The sequence below is a fragment of the Amycolatopsis sp. genome (assembly GCF_025464955.1).
GTDB lineage: Bacteria > Actinomycetota > Actinomycetes > Mycobacteriales > Pseudonocardiaceae > Amycolatopsis.
On sequence record NZ_JAODNM010000094.1, the window covers coordinates 1 to 13,204 of the forward strand.

Annotated in this window: 16 protein-coding genes; 7 read left to right on the forward strand and 9 right to left on the reverse strand. The window is 68.1% G+C overall.

Going from position 1 to position 13,204, the window contains the following annotated elements; all coding sequences use genetic code 11:
* The 6 genes from JWQ81_RS21885 to JWQ81_RS21910 all read right to left on the reverse strand — a co-directional run.
* On the reverse strand, positions 1–759 hold a 759-nt coding region (locus tag JWQ81_RS21885), incomplete at its 3' end, for a nickel-dependent hydrogenase large subunit (RefSeq protein ID WP_297544344.1).
* A gap of 14 nt (positions 760–773) precedes the next feature.
* The gene (locus JWQ81_RS21890) at positions 774–1,850 is read right to left on the reverse strand and encodes a hydrogenase expression protein HypE (protein WP_297544345.1); all 1,077 of its coding nucleotides are present in this window, start codon (positions 1,848–1,850) and stop codon (positions 774–776) included.
* Positions 1,847–2,587: an SIS domain-containing protein gene (locus JWQ81_RS21895; RefSeq protein ID WP_297544346.1), complete on the reverse strand. Its 741-nt coding sequence runs from the start codon at positions 2,585–2,587 to the stop codon at positions 1,847–1,849. The genes JWQ81_RS21890 and JWQ81_RS21895 overlap by 4 nt, the downstream gene beginning before the upstream one ends.
* Before the next feature lie 20 nt (positions 2,588–2,607).
* Complete coding sequence (locus tag JWQ81_RS21900; protein WP_297544347.1) at positions 2,608–2,838, reverse strand: HypC/HybG/HupF family hydrogenase formation chaperone; 231 nt, start codon at positions 2,836–2,838, stop codon at positions 2,608–2,610.
* A complete protein-coding gene (locus tag JWQ81_RS21905; protein WP_297544348.1) occupies positions 2,835–3,455 on the reverse strand; it encodes an SIS domain-containing protein in 621 nt (206 codons plus the stop codon). The genes JWQ81_RS21900 and JWQ81_RS21905 overlap by 4 nt, the downstream gene beginning before the upstream one ends.
* Before the next feature lie 157 nt (positions 3,456–3,612).
* Positions 3,613–3,975 (reverse strand): metalloregulator ArsR/SmtB family transcription factor, encoded by a 363-nt coding sequence (locus JWQ81_RS21910; protein ID WP_297544349.1) that lies wholly within the window; start codon positions 3,973–3,975, stop codon positions 3,613–3,615.
* 90 nt (positions 3,976–4,065) lie between these two features.
* Between JWQ81_RS21910 and JWQ81_RS21915 the strand changes: the two genes are divergently transcribed.
* Entirely contained in the window at positions 4,066–4,917 is an 852-nt protein-coding gene (locus JWQ81_RS21915) for a hypothetical protein (RefSeq protein ID WP_297544350.1), read from the forward strand.
* A gap of 79 nt (positions 4,918–4,996) precedes the next feature.
* Here the strand turns inward: JWQ81_RS21915 and JWQ81_RS21920 are convergent, their stop codons facing one another.
* Positions 4,997–6,196: an ROK family transcriptional regulator gene (locus JWQ81_RS21920; protein WP_297544351.1), complete on the reverse strand. Its 1,200-nt coding sequence runs from the start codon at positions 6,194–6,196 to the stop codon at positions 4,997–4,999.
* A 145-nt stretch (positions 6,197–6,341) separates the two neighbouring features.
* Here JWQ81_RS21920 and JWQ81_RS21925 point away from each other — a divergent pair, with 145 nt between their 5' ends.
* The gene (locus tag JWQ81_RS21925) at positions 6,342–7,097 is read left to right on the forward strand and encodes a DUF427 domain-containing protein (protein ID WP_297544352.1); all 756 of its coding nucleotides are present in this window, start codon (positions 6,342–6,344) and stop codon (positions 7,095–7,097) included.
* Here the strand turns inward: JWQ81_RS21925 and JWQ81_RS21930 are convergent.
* Positions 7,094–8,320, reverse strand: coding sequence for an MFS transporter (locus tag JWQ81_RS21930; protein WP_297544353.1), 1,227 nt, complete (start codon positions 8,318–8,320; stop codon positions 7,094–7,096). The genes JWQ81_RS21925 and JWQ81_RS21930 overlap by 4 nt on opposite strands.
* 207 nt (positions 8,321–8,527) lie before the next feature.
* On the opposite strand from JWQ81_RS21930, the gene JWQ81_RS21935 reads away from it, so the two are divergent.
* From JWQ81_RS21935 to JWQ81_RS21955, 5 genes are read left to right on the forward strand one after another with little or no spacing between them, the layout of a single operon-like run.
* Positions 8,528–9,703 (forward strand): alkane 1-monooxygenase, encoded by a 1,176-nt coding sequence (locus JWQ81_RS21935; RefSeq protein ID WP_297544354.1) that lies wholly within the window; start codon positions 8,528–8,530, stop codon positions 9,701–9,703.
* Positions 9,700–9,867: a rubredoxin gene (locus tag JWQ81_RS21940; RefSeq protein ID WP_297544355.1), complete on the forward strand. Its 168-nt coding sequence runs from the start codon at positions 9,700–9,702 to the stop codon at positions 9,865–9,867. Before JWQ81_RS21935 ends, JWQ81_RS21940 begins: the two co-directional genes overlap by 4 nt.
* Complete coding sequence (locus JWQ81_RS21945) at positions 9,864–10,037, forward strand: rubredoxin (RefSeq protein WP_297544356.1); 174 nt, start codon at positions 9,864–9,866, stop codon at positions 10,035–10,037. The genes JWQ81_RS21940 and JWQ81_RS21945 overlap by 4 nt, the downstream gene beginning before the upstream one ends.
* Positions 10,034–10,693, forward strand: a complete 660-nt coding sequence (locus tag JWQ81_RS21950) for a TetR family transcriptional regulator (protein WP_297544357.1) — start codon at positions 10,034–10,036, stop codon at positions 10,691–10,693. Before JWQ81_RS21945 ends, JWQ81_RS21950 begins: the two co-directional genes overlap by 4 nt.
* A 22-nt stretch (positions 10,694–10,715) precedes the next feature.
* Entirely contained in the window at positions 10,716–12,071 is a 1,356-nt protein-coding gene (locus JWQ81_RS21955) for a hypothetical protein (protein ID WP_297544358.1), read from the forward strand.
* 83 nt (positions 12,072–12,154) lie between these two features.
* Here the strand turns inward: JWQ81_RS21955 and mgrA are convergent, their stop codons facing one another.
* Complete coding sequence (mgrA, locus tag JWQ81_RS21960) at positions 12,155–13,183, reverse strand: L-glyceraldehyde 3-phosphate reductase (protein ID WP_297544359.1); 1,029 nt, start codon at positions 13,181–13,183, stop codon at positions 12,155–12,157.
* Positions 13,184–13,204: the final 21 nt, after the last annotated feature.

Consider the following 13,204-nt stretch of genomic DNA (forward strand, 5'->3'; position numbering starts at 1 on the left):
GTAGCCGGGAAGCGCGTCGTAGAAGAAGTCGAACAGGTCGTCGTGCATGGGCACGACCCGCTTCATGAACTCGACGTAGCGCATGAGCCGGGTGAGGTAGTCGGTGAACAGCTGGACGGTCGCGACCGTGCCGACGCCGCCCGGATAGAGGGTGGACGGGTGGACGTGCCGGCCCTCCATGAGGCAGAACATCTCCCGGGTGGACCTGCTGACCTGCAGGGCCTCCCGGTAGAACTCGCCGGACAGCGGGTTCAGCGACGTCATGATGTCGGAGATGAACTTGTAACCGTGCTCGCCGGCGTGCGGAGCCTCGGTCCTCTTGGCCAGCTCCCAGACGCCCGGGTTGGTCTCGCGGACCATGCGCTCGCAGTAGTCCACCCCGACCAGATTCTCCTGGAAGATGTTGTGGTCGAACATGTACTCGGCCGACTCGCCGAGGTTGATGATCCATTCCCCGAGATGCGGCGGACGTACCCCGTAGGCCATGTTCTGCGCGTACACCGAGCAGGTCGCGTGGTTGTCCCCGCAGATCCCGCAGATCCGGCTGGTGATGAAATGCGCGTCGCGGGGGTCCTTGCCCTTCATGAAAATGCTGTACCCGCGGAAGACCGACGACGTGCTGTGGCACTCGACGACCCTCTTCTGCGCCCAGTCGATCTTCGTGTAGATGCCGAGACTGCCGACGATCCGGGTGATCGGATCCCAGTTCATCTCGACCAGGTCGTTGCTTCCCTTGGAGCTCCTGCCTGAGGCGGCCATTGGTCAGTTCCCTTTCAACGCCAGGTCGAGCGGTAGCCGGTCTGCAATTGCTTCCCCTTGTTACGCCACTTCGGTTCTTTGTCCGCCTTCTTCTCGGTGTACTTCCGCAACCTGCGGATCACCGAACCGTAGGCACCGCTGGCCATGGCCGAAACGTGCGCGCCGGGGGGTTCGTCCATGAACGGCATGAACTTGTCCGGGAACCCGGGCATCGTGCAGCCGATGCAGATCCCGCCGACGTTGGGACAGCCGCCGACGCCGTTGATCCAGCCGCGCTTGGGGACATTGCACTTCACGACCGGGCCCCAGCAGCCGAGCTTGACCAGGCAGCGGGGTGAGTCGTAGGTGTCGGCGAACTGGCCCTGTTCGTAGTAGCCCGCCCGGTCGCAGCCTTCGTGCACGGTGTTTCCGAACAGCCACTGCGGACGGAGGTTGTCGTCGAGGGGGATCATCGGGGCCTGGCCGGCGGCCTGGTAGAGCAGGTACGTGATGGTCTCCGACAGGTTGTCCGGGTGGGTCGGGCAGCCGGGGACGCACACGATCGGGATACCCGCTTTGGACTTCCAGTCCCAGCCGAGGTAGTCGGGGACGCCCATCGCGCCGGTCGGGTTTCCTTCCATGGCATGGATTCCGCCATAGGCGGCGCAGGTGCCGACGGCGAGCACGGCGAGCGCCTTGGGGGTCAACCTGTCCAACCATTCACTGGTGGTCATCGGCTGCCCGGTTTCGGGGTTGTTGCCGAACCCGCACCAGTAGCCTTCCTGTTTGATCGCCTCGTTCGGAATGGACCCTTCGACGACGAGGACGAACGGTTCCAGCTCGCCGCGGTCGGCCTTGTGGAACCATTCGATGAACGTGTCGGCGCCCTGCTCCGGACCGCATTCGAAATCGATCAGCGGCCAGTGGACGGCGATCTTCGGCAGTCCCGGCAGCACACCGAGCACGATTTCCTCGATACTCGGCTGGGTGGCGGCGGTCAGCGCGACCGAGTCCCCGTCACAGGACAGGCCGGCGTTGATCCAGAGAATGTGGATCGGTTTGACTTCTTCGGTCGGTTGGGCGTGCTTGGCTTCAGAGGCCGCTGTTGTCACGACAGATCACCCTCGGGTGTTGGGACGTGTCCTTGGTGGTGTCCGGCTCGAGGTGCCGGGTTCGCGCGGCCCGCGTCTTGGGCTGCCAGCGCGGCGAGACTGAGTTCCCACAGCGCGTGATAAAGAGTCGTTTGTGCTTCCTGGATCCGGTGCACCGACGGGGAAGGCACGACGAACAGGTAGTCGATCGTGTCCAGCTCCGCCATCTTTCCGCCGTCGTACCCGGCGATTCCGACCGTCATGAGCCCGCGTCTGGCGGCTTCGTCGAACCCGCGCAGCAGGTTCGCCGAATTGCCGCTCGTCGACAGGCCGACCGCGATATCGCCGCGACGGCCGAACGCGCCGACCTGCCGGGCGAACACCACGTCGAAGCCGATGTCGTTCGACAAGGCCGTCACCACGGCGATGTCGTTGGTCAACCCGAACGCGGGCAGTGGCCGGGAATCGCCCGGTGGGCTCAGGAACAGGCTCGCCAGATCCTGGGCGTCGGTCGAGCTCCCGCCGTTGCCGAAAGCCAGCAGCCGTCCGCCGTTGCCGAACGCCGTCGCCATGTCGCGGGCGCACGCGAGCAGTCGCCCGCCCTGCGCCTGGCACACTTCGCGGCGCAGTGCGGTGATCTCACGTGCTTTGTCCACAGTAGACTGACGGACGCGCGCGAGTACGGCGTCGAGATCGCTCGTTGCGGAATAGAGAAACGGGTAGAGCGCTTCAAGGCCGCTTGCTTCCAACTCACTCACGTTCCCGTGTGATGGGGAGCTCAACCGAGGGTGGCGATCGCTTCCTTGGCATGGACCAGGATGCGGTCGCCGACGCCCGCCGAAACCAGGGCGACACTGACCTCTTCGGTGCCCGAACCGGTGTCCACCATGGCGAGTCCGTCACCCAGCAGCTCGACCACCGTCACGGCGAGAGCGGTGTCGGAGCAGGTGATGCACACCCCGTCGTGGCACTCGGGGACGGGCACTCTGTCCGCATCACGCTCGTTCATGACGCCACTCCGGGGGTCAGGATGCCCGGTTGCTCGAAGAACACGTGGACCAGCTCCCAGAGCACGTGATAGGTCGTCACGTGGATCTCCTTGACCACCAAGGGATCGGCGGACTTCGCCACCAGGACGTGGTCCAGGCCCGGCAGGTCGGCGATCCGGCCGCCTGTCCCGCCGAGCAGCGCGGCGGTGAGCATGCCGAGGTCGCGTGCGGCGGCCAAACCCCGCAGCACGTTCTCGCAGTCGCCGTCGGTGGAGATCCCCAGTGCGATGTCTGCGGGCTCGGCGAGGAACCGGATCTGATGGGCGAATACTTCGGCCAGGCCCGCCCGGCTCGCGATGTTCGTCAGGGTCGCGATGTCCGCGGTGAGCGAGATGGCGGGCAACGCGCGTTTCCCGACGATCACCGGATGAACGAATTCGACGGCCACGTGCTGGGCGTCGGTGCTGGGGCCGCCGTTGCCGAACACGACGAGCTTGCCGCCGGAATGAAAGCGGACCGCCATCGCGTGGCACAGGCGCGCGACCTCGTCCGCTCGCGCGGCGAGGTCGGCAACCGGCGCTTCTCGCCGCGCGAAGATCTTTTCCACGGCGTCCGCGTCGTCGGAAGACCACGGCATTGCAGTCACTTCCTCGGAGTGGGAGGCAGACCCTGTCCAAGGTAGAACTGAAAGCAAGATCACACAACAGCGATGTTGATGTTTTCAGTCCAATGTGTTAGTTCGAGACCTCTAAAATTGCTGGATCTCTTTTCACCTGTTCAGATAAAGAGGTGGATCATTTGCCGTCGGGCGTGTCGGAATGCGGCCGGACGCGGTGGATCAGGTCGTGCACGGTGGTGTCGGTGAGCCGGTACCGGACCACGCGGCCGCTGCGGTGGGCCGTGACGAGCCCGTGCGCGCGGAGCAGCCGGAGCGCCTGCGAGACGGCGGTGTCGGTCATCCTGGCGGCCACGGCCAGATCGGAGACGCAGATCTCCTTGGCGTAGTGGATGCAGACCAGCAGCGTCAGCCGGGACGGATCGGCGACCACCGAGAAGCGCTGGGCCCATTCGTCGATGCCCGCGCGATCGCCGAGACCGGCCAGGGCGTCTTCGACACGCTGCGGATCGATCAGGGGACGGACGGGCTCGGTGCTCACGGGGCGAATTATCCCCTCCGGCACCGGTCGCCGCTCACGCGGCCACAGGCTGCCCATGACGGGTTCGGCCCGGTATCCCATGATGGCGGTATGGCCATGCCGTCACCGCGCTCGATCTGGAGTCTGCTCGAGCCCATCCATGCCGTCACCTACTTCACCCCGCAGGCGCGGGCCGCGCACGAAGCCGTGGGGTTGCGTGGTTTCTGGCGCGGGTACGTCGCGATGCGGGCGGCGCCGCTCGGGCCCGCCGGGCTCGGCCCGGTGACGGCGGTCTTCTACAACTTCTCACCGTCGTTCCTCGCTCGGTCGCTGCCGGAGGTCTGGGACATCGTGTCGCCCGCGCAGGCCCTCGCCGTTCGGACCGAGGGCGCGACGGCCTCACTGCGCGCGTACCTGCCGGACCTGCTCGACGAGTCCCGGATCGACGGAGTACTCGGCACGCTGCGCGGGCTCGTCTCCCGTGCGGGGTGGGCGGGCCGGCCTCTCGGTGCGGCCAACGCGGCGCTGCCGTGGCCGGACAAGCCCGTCGAGGCACTGTGGCACGCGGCGACGGTGCTGCGGGAGCACCGCGGCGATGGTCACGTAGCCGTCCTGTCGGCTGAAGGCGTCGACGGCGTCGAGGCGCACGTGTTGCGAGACGCAGAGGAAGGCAACCGAGCGTCGATCATGGCCATCCGCGGCTGGACCGACGTGGAGTGGGATGACGGCGTCGCGCGCCTAGCCGCGCGCGGTCTGCTCGCGCCTGCCGGCGGGCTCACCGCCGAAGGTGCTGCCCTGCGTGCACACATCGAGCAGCGCACGGACGACCTCGCCGCCGCCCCGTACCGCGATGTCGACCCTGCCGAGTTGGTGGCGCTGGCCGACGTCCTCCGCCCTCTCGCCCGCGGCCTCGCCACCTCCGCCGTCCCCTATCCGAACCCCACCGGAGCCCCCGCCCCGTAGGTAGGGCAGGGACGTTGTGAAGGCCTAGTTGAGTGCGCTTTACGCTGTGAAGGTGGCCTTCACGACAGGTCACAGCCCGTTATGCGCCGACGCGGCGTTCGAAGACGAGGCCCTCGGCGGTGCGCAGGCCGACGGTGATCGCGCCGGCGAGGACGGCGTCCTCGCCCAGTTCGCCCTGGACGATCTTCGGCACCAGGGGAGTGAAGGCGTGCAGCGCGCGTTCCATGGGCTCGCGCAGCAGGTCGGCGTTGGCGCCCATGCCACCGCCGAGCACGATCAGCTCCGGGTCGACGACGGCAGCCACCGACGCGACGGTGTAGGCGAGCCTGTCAGCCTCCGCGTCCACGGCCCGTTGGGCCAGTTCGTCGCCGTCGCGTGCCAGCCGGAAGACCTGCCGCGCCGAACGAGCCGTGCCGAGCCCCAGTTCCCTCGCACCCCGGACGACGGACTGCGCCGCTGTCGCCTCTTCGAGGTGGCCGCGGGCGGGTGGCTCCAGCCCGGCCCGGTCCGCCGCCCTCAGCTGGCCGTAGGGCAGGTAGCCGATCTCGCCCGCCGCGCCCGTCGCGCCGCGGAAGACCTCGCCGTTGAGCATCAGGCCCATCCCGACCCCGGTGCCGATCGTGATGCAGGCAAACACGTCGACGCCCCGCGCGGCACCGCGCTCCCACTCGCCGACCGCGGTGAGGTTCGCGTCGTTCTCCACCACCACGTCCGGCCCGATCGCGGCCTCCAGCTCGTCGAGCAGGCCGGCCTTACCCCAGCCGGGCAGGTTGGGCGCGTGCCGGAAGCAGCGGCGGCTCGGATCGGCGACACCGGGGCTGCCGACGACGCGGACCAGGATGTCGTTCTGTTTCAGCCCCGCGGCCCGCACGGTCTCGGTCGCGAGCGCGCCGATCGCGGCGACCAGCGCGACACCCGACCTGGACGTATTGCGTTCGTCACGGTGCGCGACGATCGTGCCGCCGAGGTCGGCGATCGAGGTCCGCAGGTGTTCGCGGCCGATGTCGACCCCGAGGACGTACCCCGCCGTCGGGTCGGCCTCGTAGAGCACGGCCGAGCGTCCGGTACCGGTCGAGGTGTGCCCGGTGGCGCGGGCGAGCCCCACGCCTTCCAAGGCGAGCAGCGCCTGGCTCACCGTGGGCTTCGACAGTCCGGTGTCCTTGGCGATCTGGGGTCGGGTGGCCGGGCCGGAGCGCCGCAGCAGGTCCAGCACGGCCCGCTGGTTGATTTTGCGCATTCCGGCCGGCGTGCCGACCGGAGTTGTTTCGAGGCCGACCACCGGCGCCTGCTTCCTGTCGAATGAGTTGTCAGTCAGTCCAAGTTATCGGCGCCGGCTGAGCAAGGGTTAAGAACCTTTCCGATTCCGCCCGTTTCCGTAAGATCGTTCCCGAAATACCACCGTACGGAACGGGGTTGTGCTGTCCATGAACACAGTCGGCCGCGGACGAGTCCGCGTTTCACCAGGTGCCAAGCGAATCAGGGCGTACTTCGGCGGGAAGGTCATCGCCGACACCGTCCATCCCTTGCTGGTGTGGGAAGTCCCCTACTACCCCGCCTACTACATTCCGTCCGGCGACGTGCGCACGGAGTTCCTGTCCGCTACCGGTCGCACCCAGCACTCGCCGAGCAGGGGAGACGCCGTTCTGTCGAGCTTACGTGTCGACGAGCGGGAAGTCGTGGACGCCGCGCTGGAGTACGTCGATTCGCCCATCGACGAGCTTCGGGGCCATATCCGTCTCACCTGGGACGCCATGGACGCGTGGTTCGAAGAGGACGAAGAGGTGTTCACCCATCCGCGTGATCCTGGGGTGCGGGTCGACATCCTGCCGAGTTCGCGGCATGTCCGCGTCGAGATCGACGGCATGACCGTCGCCGATTCGGTGCGGCCGCGGCTGCTGTTCGAGACCGGGCTGCCCACGCGGTACTACCTGCCCAAGGTCGATGTCCGGCTCGACCTGCTCGAGCCGACCGCGACGATCACGCACTGCCCGTACAAGGGTTCGGCCGAGTACTGGTCGGTGCGGACCGGAAAAGACGTTCATACCGACATCGCCTGGAGCTACCGCACTCCGCTGCCGGAGAGCCAGAAGGCCGCCGGGCTGATCGCGTTCACAGACGAGAAAGTCGACGTATATGTGGACGATGTTCTGCAGGTGCGACCGAAGACGAAGTTCTCTTAAGCGTTTTTGATGCCCTTCAGTTCGCGCGAACGGGCGCGGGTGCCGCTCAACCGGGCCAGTGCGGCGGCACCCGCGAGCGGGCCCAACGCGAGCAGGGGTGCGGCGGCGCGCCAGCCGACGGCGTCGGCGAGCAGCGGCAGGGCCTGGATGGTCAGCACGCTGATGCCGAACCCGATCGCGGTCTGGACGGTCAGCGCCGTGCCGACGTAGGCCTGATCGGTCGCTTCGGTCAGCGCGGCCGAGAACTGGCCGGAGTCGGCGATCGCGGCAATGCCCCACACCAGCACGAGGCTGAACAGCACGGCAGGATGGGCCCCGAACGCCGCGACGGACAGGACGCAGCACGCCGCGCTGAGCAGCATCGCCGCCTTCGCGACCTCGATCCCGCCGACGCGGTCCGCCAGGGTTCCGCCGGCGAGGCAGCCGATGGCACCGCCGATCCCGATCACGGCGAATGCACCGAAGCTCACCGCGCGGGCGCTCACCGGCCCGGGTGACCAGGCCGCGTAGCTCGCGGTGAGGTAGGCGGGCAACCAGGTCCACAACGCGTAGAGCTCCCACATATGCCCGAAGTAGCCGAACACGATCAGTCGCTGACGTCGATCGCGGAACAGCCGGGTGACCTGTGCGGGTGCCCACGGCGGCGCGGGGCGTGCGTTCGGGCCGGGTTTGACGAACAGGAGCGAGATCAGTGAGCCGAGCAATGCCAGCGCCGCGGCCACGAGGAGGACATCGCGCCAGCGCGGCATGTCCAGTCCGTTGAGCAGTTGGGGTGCGGCCGAACCGAGCGCGAGCGCGCCGAGGAGCACGCCGAGCGCGGTGCCACGCCCGCGCGGGAACCACGAGACGACGACCTTCATCCCGGTCGGATACACCCCGGCCAGCGCGAACCCGGTGGTGAAGCGCAATGCCGCGGCGGCCCAAATCTCCTTGCCATAGAAGGGGAACGCAAGCGTCGCGCCGGCGGCGAGCGCCGCGCTGAGGGCGATCAGGAGCTGCGGGCGCAGCCGGTCGGCGAGGTTCGCCACCGCCGAGACCACCGCGCCCGCGGCGAACCCGACCTGCACCGTGGCGGTGAGCAGGATGCCGGCCTCGCGGGACAGCGCCCATTCCGCGCGCAGCGCCGGAACCACGCTGGAGGCGGAGAACCACAGTCCCATCACGAGGATTTGCACGAGCGCGACAAGCCCGAGCTGGACACGGCGTGACGCGGGTGGGGGCAACGTGGTTCCTCGAAGCTCGCCGACCGGCCCGTTCGCCGTCGAATCCCTTTCATATCGCCGTCCAGCCGGCCGCGGGTCAAGGCTCCGGCGTGCTTGATCAATCTATCGAGTGATGAACCACGAGGTTGACACCGATTGCTCTCGTGTCTAGATTGGGTACACATCACGATGGTTTGTAAGCTGGTCGGGACCGCAAGGAGGCGTGTCATGACGGCATCGACGTCGAGGGGTCAGGAGGCCGAAGAGGTCACCTGGCGCGATGGCAAGCGGTATGCGTGGCTGCTCGGCCTGATCATCCCGACGGCCCCGTTCATCGCCTGGGGCCTGGTTTCGGCCACCGGGCTCGGGCTGTTCTGGTGGGCCGGGCCGATCCTCGTCTTCCTGCTCATCCCGCTCATCGACGTCGTGGTGGGCACCGACGCCGAGAACCCGCCGGACGACCTGATCGACTGGCTCGAGCGGGACCGCTACTACCGCTGGGTCACCTATCTCTACCTGCCGATCCAGTACGTGTCGCTGGCCGTCGCGTGCTGGCTCTGGACGACACATCCGATGTCGGTGGCAGACAAGATCGGCCTGGCGGTCACGGTTGGCATCGTCGCCGGGATCGGCATCAACACCGCGCACGAACTGGGGCACAAGAAGGACGAACTCGAGCGCTGGCTGTCGAAGATCGCGCTGGCGCAGTCCGCATACGGCCACTTCTTCATCGAACACAACCGGGGTCACCACGTCCGCGTCGCGACCCCGGAAGACCCGGCGAGCTCCCGGTTCGGCGAGACGTTCTGGGGTTTCCTCCCGCGTTCGGTGTCCGGCAGCCTCAAATCGGGATGGAGCCTGGAAAAGGCGCGGCTCGCGAGGTCGAACAAGGGGCCGTGGAGCCTGCGCAACGACGTCGTCAACGCCTGGGCGATGACGCTCGTGTTGTTCGCGGCGCTCGTCGCGGTGTTCGGCGTGAGTGTGCTGCCGTACCTGGTCGTCCAGGCGGTGTTCGGGTTTTCGTTGCTGGAAGCCGTGAACTACCTCGAGCACTACGGCCTCCGGCGGCAAAAGGAACCTTCCGGTCGTTACGAGCGCCCGGCGCCGCGGCACAGCTGGAACAGCAACAACGTGTGCACCAACGTCTTCCTGTACCACCTCCAGCGCCACAGCGACCACCACGCGAACCCGACGAGGCGGTACCAGGCGCTGCGGCATTTCGAACAGGCGCCGCAGCTGCCCGCGGGGTACGCGTCGATGATCGTGTGCGCGTACTTCCCGCCGGTATGGCGCAAGGTGATGGACAAGCGCGTACTCGCCCACTACGGCGGCGACGTCACGCTCGCGAACGTCAACCCCCGCAACCGCGGCCGGATCCTGGCCAGGTATGGACAGGCGGCATGAGCCGGTTCCGGTGCCCGGTCTGCTCGTACGTCTACGACGAGGCTCAGGGCGCGCCACGTGAAGGATTCCCGGCCGGCACGGGCTGGGCCGACGTGCCCGACGACTGGTGCTGCCCGGACTGCGGGGTCAGGGAGAAGATCGATTTCGAGGAGGTCGGGTCATGAAGGTCTACCGCTGCGAGGTCTGCGGGTTCGAGTACGACGAGGCGCTGGGCTGGCCGGACGAGGACATCGCTCCGGGCACCCCGTGGGACGACATCCCGGACGACTGGTCCTGCCCCGACTGCGGCGCCGCGAAGGCGGACTTCGTCATGGTCGAGGTGGAACGGGCTTGAGCGCGGTTTTGACACTGCGGACGGGCGCTGACAACGTGACGGACATGGCCGTCACCAAAACCCGGGTCCCGTTCGCCGAAGCGGCGCGGACGCTGCTGCGGGACACTCTGCTCGACGCGGCGAGCGACCTGCTGCGCGAGCACGCCTGGGCCGAGCTGAAGATGGCCGACATCGCCAGGACCGCCGGGGTCAGCAGGCAGACGCTGTACAAGGAGTTCGGCTCCCGCCAGGCGTTCGCGCAGGCCTACATCGTGCGCGAGGCCGGGGTGTTCCTCACCGCCGTCGAGAGTGCGGTCGCCCAGCACCTCGACGACCCGCGTCAGGCGGTGAGCGCGGCCATCTCCGTCTTCCTGACCGCGGCTGCCGAGGAGCCGCTGATCAAGGCGATCGTCGCCGGTGACGACGCCGACGGGCTGCTCTCGCTCGTCACCAACCACGCCGGCCCGGTGCTGAGCGGCGCGAGCGAGCGGCTGGCGGCCTTCCTGATCGCCCACTGGCCGGACGCCCCGGCCGCGAAGCTCGAACTGGTCGCCAAGTACATGGTCCGGCTGGCGGTCAGCTTCGCCGCGTCGCCGGAGGGGACGCCCGCCGAGACCGCGGCCGCGATGGCGGACGTGCTCGGGCCTTTCCTCGACGAGGTCGTCGGACCACGCTAACGTCACCCCACGGAGGTGTCGCATGCGCTTGGCTCGCCGGGTCCGCAGTGTGGTGTCAGTAGGTCTGGGTTTGTTACTGCTGGGGGCGCTCCTCGCGCCCGCGGCTTCGGCGGCGGCGACGTCTCCACCGGACGACCAGCCGTTGCCCGGTTACACGATCAGCAATCCGCCGTTGCCTCCGGCGACAGTCGGCGGTCAACTCGCGAAGGTGACCCAGGGCGTGCACAGCCACGCCGCGTACACCATCGAAGTTCCGCCGCACTGGAACGGCAGCCTCGCGCTGTGGGCGCACGGGTATCGCGGTCAGGGCACCGTGCTCACCGTCGACGCGCCGTCGTACGGCCTGCGCCAGCAAATGCTCGACCAGGGCTACGCGTGGGCGGCGTCGTCGTACTACGACAACGGCTACGACGTGCGGTCCGGTGTGACGACGACGCGTGATCTCGCGACGTTGTTCGGCAAGCTCGCCGGGAAGCCCAAGCAGGTCTTCCTCGCCGGGGTGTCGATGGGCGGGCACGTCATCGGCCGCTCGCTCGAGCAGTACCCCGGGTTCTACGCCGGCGCGCTGCCGATGTGCGGGGTGCTCGGCGACCAGACGCTGTTCGACGGCTACTACGACTACAACCTCGCCGCGCAGGACCTCGCGGGCGTGCCGGCGTTCCCGATTCCCGCCGACTACGCGACGAACGCGGCGCCGAAGATCGAAGCCGCGCTCGGACTGACGGCGTTGAAGCCGGGCGGTCCGGACACGACGAACGAGCGTGGAGCGCAGCTGCGGGCGATCACGGTCAACCGCACGGGCGGCGTGCGGCCGGGCGCGGACAACGCGTTCGCGTACTGGAAGGACTTCCTGTTCAGCATCGCCGTGCCGTCGGGCGGGACGACGTTGGCGCAGAACCCGGGCCAGGTCGCGACGAACTTGTTCACCCGGTACCAGCCCAACACCCCGGTCAACGTCAACGCCACTGTGCGCCGGGTCCCGCCGGCCAACCTCGCGGCCCGGCTCTCGCCCGCGTTGACGCAGATCCCGCACATCTACGGGCTGCCGCGCGTGCCGGTGCTGACGCTGCACGGCCTCGGGGACATGTTCGTCCCGTTCTCGATGGAACAGGCGTACCGCGCCGACGTCGACCGCACCGGCCAGGGTGGCCTGGTGGTGCAACGGGCGATCCGGTCGGTGAACCACTGTGAGTTCGACGCGACCGAGGCCGGATCAGCCTGGAACGACCTCGTTCGCTGGGTCGACACCGGGCACCGCCCCGCCGGCGACGTCGTCGACAACCCGAAGACCGTCGCGTCCCCGACGTTCGGCTGCCGCTTCACCGACCCGGCAGCCCACGCCACCGGCACCCGGCCGCTCTTCCCTGCCTGCCCGTAGGGGGAGCTCGGGAGCCCTCAGGGCCACCCTTGTGGCGTTCAACGCCACAAGGGTGGCCCTGAGGGAGCTTTGCCGGGAGGACCTCAGGAGTCGGTGGACTTCTTCCAGAGGTTGATGTCCGCGTCGGTGGCGTACTTGTCGATCTCGGCGAGCTCATCGGCGGTGAACTCGAGGTTGTCCAGGGCGCCGACGTTGTCCTCGAGCTGTTTGACGCTGCTCGCGCCGATGAGGACCGAGGTCATCCGCGGGTCGCGGAGGCCCCAGGCCAGTGCGAGCTGGGCGAGGCTCTGACCGCGGCGTCCGGCGATCTCGTTGAGCGCGCGCACCTTGCTCAGCGCTTGCTCGTTCAGGGTGTCCGGGTTGAGCGACTTGCCCTGCGCGGCGCGCGAGTCCGACGGGATGCCGTCGAGGTAGCGGTCGGTCAGCATGCCCTGCGCGAGCGGGGAGAACGCGATGCAGCCGGAGCCGGTCTCCTCGAGGGTGTCGAGCAGGTGGTCGTCCTCGGTCCAGCGGTTTAGCATCGAGTACGACGGCTGGTGGATCAGCAGCGGCGTGCCGAGTTCGCGCAGCAGCCGCGCCGCCTCGCGGGTCTTCTCGGAGGAGTACGACGAGATCCCGACGTAGAGCGCCTTACCCGAGGTGACGGCGGTGTGCAGCGCGCCGACCGTCTCCTCCAGCGGGGTCTCCGGGTCGAAGCGGTGCGAGTAGAAGATGTCGACGTAGTCGAGGCCCAGCCGGCCGAGGGACTGGTCGAGCGACGCCAGCACGTACTTCCGGGATCCCCACTCACCGTACGGGCCCGGCCACATGTCGTAACCGGCTTTGGACGAGATGATCAGCTCGTCGCGGTACGGGCGGAAGTCGTCGGCGAGCATGCGGCCGAAGTTCGTCTCGGCCGAGCCGTACGGCGGGCCGTAGTTGTTCGCCAGGTCGAAGTGCGTGATGCCGAGGTCGAACGCCCGGCGCGCGATGGCCCGCTGGGTGTCGTACGGGCGGTCGTGGCCGAAGTTGTGCCACAGACCCAGCGAGATCGCCGGCAGTTTCAGGCCGCTTCGCCCGCAGCGCCGGTAGGGGAACGAGTCATATCGGCTGCTAGCCGCAACGTAGGTCACGACCGCCAATCTAACCCTGCC

Excerpts from the sequence above, each read along its gene's own strand:
- JWQ81_RS21900 (WP_297544347.1), bottom strand. The coding sequence starts at position 2,838 with ATGAACGAGCGTGATGCGGACAGAGTGCCCGTCCCCGAGTGCCACGAC.
- JWQ81_RS21955 (WP_297544358.1), top strand. The coding sequence starts at position 10,716 with ATGCGCTTGGCTCGCCGGGTCCGCAGTGTGGTGTCAGTAGGTCTGGGT.
- JWQ81_RS21925 (WP_297544352.1), top strand. The coding sequence starts at position 6,342 with ATGAACACAGTCGGCCGCGGACGAGTCCGCGTTTCACCAGGTGCCAAG.
- JWQ81_RS21905 (WP_297544348.1), bottom strand. The coding sequence starts at position 3,455 with ATGCCGTGGTCTTCCGACGACGCGGACGCCGTGGAAAAGATCTTCGCG.
- JWQ81_RS21935 (WP_297544354.1), top strand. The coding sequence starts at position 8,528 with ATGACGGCATCGACGTCGAGGGGTCAGGAGGCCGAAGAGGTCACCTGG.
- JWQ81_RS21915 (WP_297544350.1), top strand. The coding sequence starts at position 4,066 with ATGGCCATGCCGTCACCGCGCTCGATCTGGAGTCTGCTCGAGCCCATC.
- JWQ81_RS21940 (WP_297544355.1), top strand. The coding sequence starts at position 9,700 with ATGAGCCGGTTCCGGTGCCCGGTCTGCTCGTACGTCTACGACGAGGCT.
- JWQ81_RS21945 (WP_297544356.1), top strand. The coding sequence starts at position 9,864 with ATGAAGGTCTACCGCTGCGAGGTCTGCGGGTTCGAGTACGACGAGGCG.